The 4,238-nt window shown below is 67.7% G+C and carries 4 protein-coding genes; all 4 read left to right on the top strand.

Translation table 11 applies throughout. The features are described 5' to 3' along the window. Positions 1–183: 183 nt before the first annotated feature. Genes FH608_RS51045 through FH608_RS51030 form a run of 4 tightly spaced genes read left to right on the top strand, consistent with a single transcriptional unit; the run spans position 184 to position 4,185 of the window. Positions 184–1,251, top strand: a complete 1,068-nt coding sequence (locus FH608_RS51045) for a tyrosine-type recombinase/integrase (RefSeq protein ID WP_226900761.1) — start codon at positions 184–186, stop codon at positions 1,249–1,251. Further along, complete coding sequence (locus FH608_RS51040) at positions 1,248–1,559, top strand: helix-turn-helix domain-containing protein (RefSeq protein WP_139638452.1); 312 nt, start codon at positions 1,248–1,250, stop codon at positions 1,557–1,559. Before FH608_RS51045 ends, FH608_RS51040 begins: the two co-directional genes overlap by 4 nt. Before the next feature lie 19 nt (positions 1,560–1,578). Next, positions 1,579–3,213: an integrase gene (locus FH608_RS51035; RefSeq protein WP_139638451.1), complete on the top strand. Its 1,635-nt coding sequence runs from the start codon at positions 1,579–1,581 to the stop codon at positions 3,211–3,213. A gap of 9 nt (positions 3,214–3,222) precedes the next feature. Then, complete coding sequence (locus FH608_RS51030; RefSeq protein WP_139638450.1) at positions 3,223–4,185, top strand: transglutaminase-like domain-containing protein; 963 nt, start codon at positions 3,223–3,225, stop codon at positions 4,183–4,185. The last annotated feature ends 53 nt before the right edge of the window (positions 4,186–4,238 follow it).

Genomic DNA, 4,238 nt, shown 5'->3' with positions numbered 1-4,238 from the left:
GCGCATAGCCGGGGGTCGGTGAAGGTCTTGGTCCAGCCATCTGGGGGTGGCACATGTTCGTGTCAGAGGATTCTGGCTGCTAGCTGGGGGTTCCTGGTTCTTTCTCATTTCCCTGATTCGTGAGGTGTGAGAGGCGTATGTTAGGCGCTGCCTTCATTCTTCTGGTGTGAGGAAGGTGTGCTGGTGGCGCGGTCTCGACTGCGGGTGCTGGAGGGCGGGGCGCTCCCGCCCGAGCCTTTGGGCAGCGATCCGATGGAGTATCAGGCGCGATGCGTCGAGGCGTTCGTGGCGTCGTGGGCCGCTCGTGGGTTCAGCCCGGTGACCATCGAGAACGACACCGGGCTGCTGGAGCGGACCCTGGCCGCACTGGGTCGTCCGGCCTGGGAGGTCACCCCCGAAGACATCGACCGAGTGGTCGGCGACCTGGCGGTGGCCGGTCGCGCCGCCTCGACGCGGCGCGAGTATGTGCAGATCTTCAAGGGCTTTCACCGGTTTCTGCAGGTGCGCAAGGCCGCTGAGATCGAGGCCGCGTTCGGGGTGCGGCTGGTCTGCCCGGTGGATGAGTTCAACGCCTCCCGGCATGTCGGCGACGACTCACCGGCCGAGCTGCCGCCGCCGACGCCGGAGCGGGTGAGCGAATTCTTCGACTTCCTCAAGGATCGCATCGCCACTGCCCGCAAGTACGGCCCGGCGGCGCGGGATTACGCGCTGTTTCGCACCCTGTATCACGCTGGACTGCGGTCGGAGGAAGCCGCGCTGCTGGACCGGCCGGACGTGCACTTCACCCGGGGCCCATTCGGCAAGCTGCATGTCCGCTTCGGCAAGGGCGCCCGCACCTCCGGACCGCGGCCGCGGTGGGTGCCCATGCTGGACGGGCTGGACCTGGTGCTGCGCTGGTTCCTCAATGACGTGCGCGGCCGCTTCCCCGACTCGCCGGTGCTGTTCGCCGATGAGTCCGGCGGGGCCCTGCATCGCGGCACCATCCGTAACCGGCTGCGCTATCTCATGCAGCTGGAGGGACGGCCGAAGGAAGAGTGGTTCAGCCCGCATGCGCTGCGCCGGGCGTGTGCCACCCACAACTACGAGCGCGGCGTGGACTTGGTGGCCATCCAGCAACTGCTCGGACACTGGACGGTGAGCTCGACGATGCGCTATGTCCGGCCCTCGGCCACCTTCATCGAAGACGCCTATCGCCGGGCGGTGACCAGCACCCTGGGCGAGCTGACCGGACAGGGAGACCCGACCGCATGAAGATCCGGTGGAAACTGCGCATGGCCGCCGCGCAGCGCGAGGTGTGGACCGGCGCCCAGCTGCGGCGGCTGCTGGCCGACAAAGCCGGGCTGGAACTGTCGGCGGCATCGGTGTCGGCGCTGCTGACCAAGGAGCCCACCCAGGTCAAGCTGTCCACCCTGGCCGCGCTGTGCACCGCGCTGGAGTGCAGCCCCAACGACCTGATCGAGGTGGACACCACCCCAGTCGAGCAGCCCGCCCGCCCGCCGCAGCCGGCGACCGAGCCCAAGGCCGCCACCAGCGGCGGCCGGTCTATGCCGCCACTGTGACCTGAGCAGGAGGACGGCGATGGGCCAACGGCAACGCGACTGTGTGGACTGCGGCGGCCCAGTCGGCATCATCGGCCGCCTGCACTGCTGCCGCTGCCTCAGACGGCTCAACGAAGCGGCCGCCAAGGCGTCCTGCCCGGACTGCGGCAAACAACGAGTACTGCAGGCCGACACCGGCCGGTGCATCACGTGCTCACGCGTCTGCACCGAGTGCGGGCATCCCGTCCGCTCGCCGGAGGCGACGCTATGCCGGGACTGCAGCCGCAAGGCTCGGCAGCGAGCGGCGCAACAACCGTGCCCGCGCTGCGGCCGCCCGGGCTATCTGCGCCCATCCACCGGCTGGTGCGGGACCTGTTCACGTCCTCGCCAGACCAAGGACCCGCCGCGCGTCTGCGACGACTGCGGGCAGTTGCGCCCGCATGCCGGCCACGGCCTGTGCTCGGCCTGCTGGCAGCGCCGCCCCGAACGACCCTTCGTCGCCGGTGAGAACCTCATCGCCCGGCTGGCCGACCCGCCTCCCTGGCTGGGCGAGCTCATCGGCCACCTGGCCGCCGGCCACTCTCCGGCCCGAGCCTGCGTCCTGATTGGCCAGCTGGGACGGCTGCTGGACGACGAACATCCCAACCACCCCCAAGCCCTGTTGGAGCGGGCCCGGCTGCCTGGCCGTTCGATGGGACCCTTGGCCCGAGGGCTGGAGATCTTCTTCGTCGAACGCGGTCTGGCGCTGGCCACCGATCACGCCGAACGGCTGGCCGCCGGACGCCGTCGCCGACGGATCGACGCCGTCCCCGAGCCGCTGCGGCCTGCGGCGGAGGCCTTCAACACCTTCCTGCTGCGCTCCCGCGAGCGCGCCCGACGGGCCGGGACACTGCCCCGTGCCGACGTCACCCTCGACATCAAGCTGTCCACCCTGCGCGATCTGGCCCAGCACGTCAGCGGGCGTGGAAAGCAGGACTGGGCCCTGGTCGACGTGCACGACATCGAGGCGTTCCTGGCCGCCCAGCCCAAGAACCGGCCCCGGCGGCTGCAGATCGCCCGGCAGTTCTTCCGCTTCGCCAAAACCCACAAGATGATCCTGATCGATCCCACCGGCGGACTGTCGGCGAAGGCGGCCAAGGGCTTCATCGGCAAGACCCTCACTCTCGACCAGCAGCGACGCCTCTTCCGGAGATGGATCACCGACCCGGCTGTCCACCCGCACGAGGCTCTGCTGGGCATCCTCGCCCTGCTGCATGGCGCCTCCAGCAGCGAAATCCGTCACCTGCGCCTGGACGACATCGATCCCGGCAACCGTGCCATCCGTCTCGGGCAACGCCCCCACCTCGTGCCCCTGGATCCGGCCAGCTGGAGCACCGTGCAGCGATGCATGGCCCATCGCGAGAACCAGCACACCGGCAACCCGCATCTGATAGTCACCAAGGGCACCAAGGCGGGCCGGAGCCCGGCCTCCGTCGCCTATGTCAGCCATGTCCTGGACCCAGCCGGTATCTCACCGCGGATGCTTCGCTCCACCCGCCTGATCGACCTGGTCAACACCATGGACGCCAAACTCGTCACCGCAGCCTTCGGGATGCACCCCGAAGGCGTCATGATCTATCTAGCCGATCACGTCGATGAGGAACGACTCCCCATCGGCGAACGCCCACCCACCTGAGACGAGAGCATGCCTGATCTCTACGGGGCATCCAAGCAGTTCGCCTGTCTGACGCCCGACATCGCAGCCTTCTATGCCAACCACAGCAGCTTTTCGACGCCAGGCACCTTTGCCATGCTGTATGCCGACCTGCCGCCCGAACCCGCGCGACTCGCGCGCATCACCCGCGATCTGATGATCCACCGGTGGGAAGGCGGTAACTACCACTACGGCATCCTGCCCGAGCGGCTCCACAACGACGCCGAAACCCGCTATATCGACAACATCCTGGCCATCATCGTCGAGCGCAACGACGCCCCGTTGCCCCAGGGCCGCGGCTTGGACGACCGCTTCGTCGGCACATGCCGCGACTTCGCGCTCCTGTTCTGCTCCTTCCTCCGCCACCAGGGAATCCCGGCTCGAGTCCGATCCGGCTTCGCCGACTATTTCGGCCGCGATGGCTTTCACCACGACCACATGATCAGCGAGTACTGGGACGAGCAGCGAGGGTGGTGTCTGGCCGATCCGCAGGTCACCGATCCGGTGATCGCCAGCCCGCTCGACCTGGGCTTCGACCCCGTTGACATTCCGCGTGACCGCTTCCTGGATGCCGGCACGGCCTGGCGGATGATTCGCAAAGGCGATGCGGATCCGAAGACCTTCGGGCTCAAACTCCCGGATCGGATCATGTCCGGAGAGAACTTCGTGGCCGGAAACCTTCTACTCGACATCGCCGCCCTGAACAAGGCGGAACCACTGGTGTGGGACATCTGGGGCGCGATCGCCGACATTGACAGCGGAATCACCGACGCAGACCGGGAACTCTACGACCAGATCGCGGAAGTAACGGCCGGGACTGGAGACTTCGAGCAGGCACGGGAGATGTACCTTCAGGACGCCCGGCTGCGGATGCCGCAAACGGTACTGTCGCTGGCCCCATACAACGGCCCACGCCACGTAACCCTCCGCGACTCCGGCTCCGTGAACATGTGATGTTTCGGCGCGGCCTGACACAAGTTCGCGCGAACATGTGCGCTTTGCCGAAG

Source organism: Nonomuraea phyllanthi (assembly GCF_006334985.2).
Taxonomy (GTDB): domain Bacteria; phylum Actinomycetota; class Actinomycetes; order Streptosporangiales; family Streptosporangiaceae; genus Nonomuraea; species Nonomuraea phyllanthi.
The sequence above is the reverse complement of the archived record's forward strand: the minus strand, read 5'-3'. Positions and strand labels throughout refer to the sequence as shown.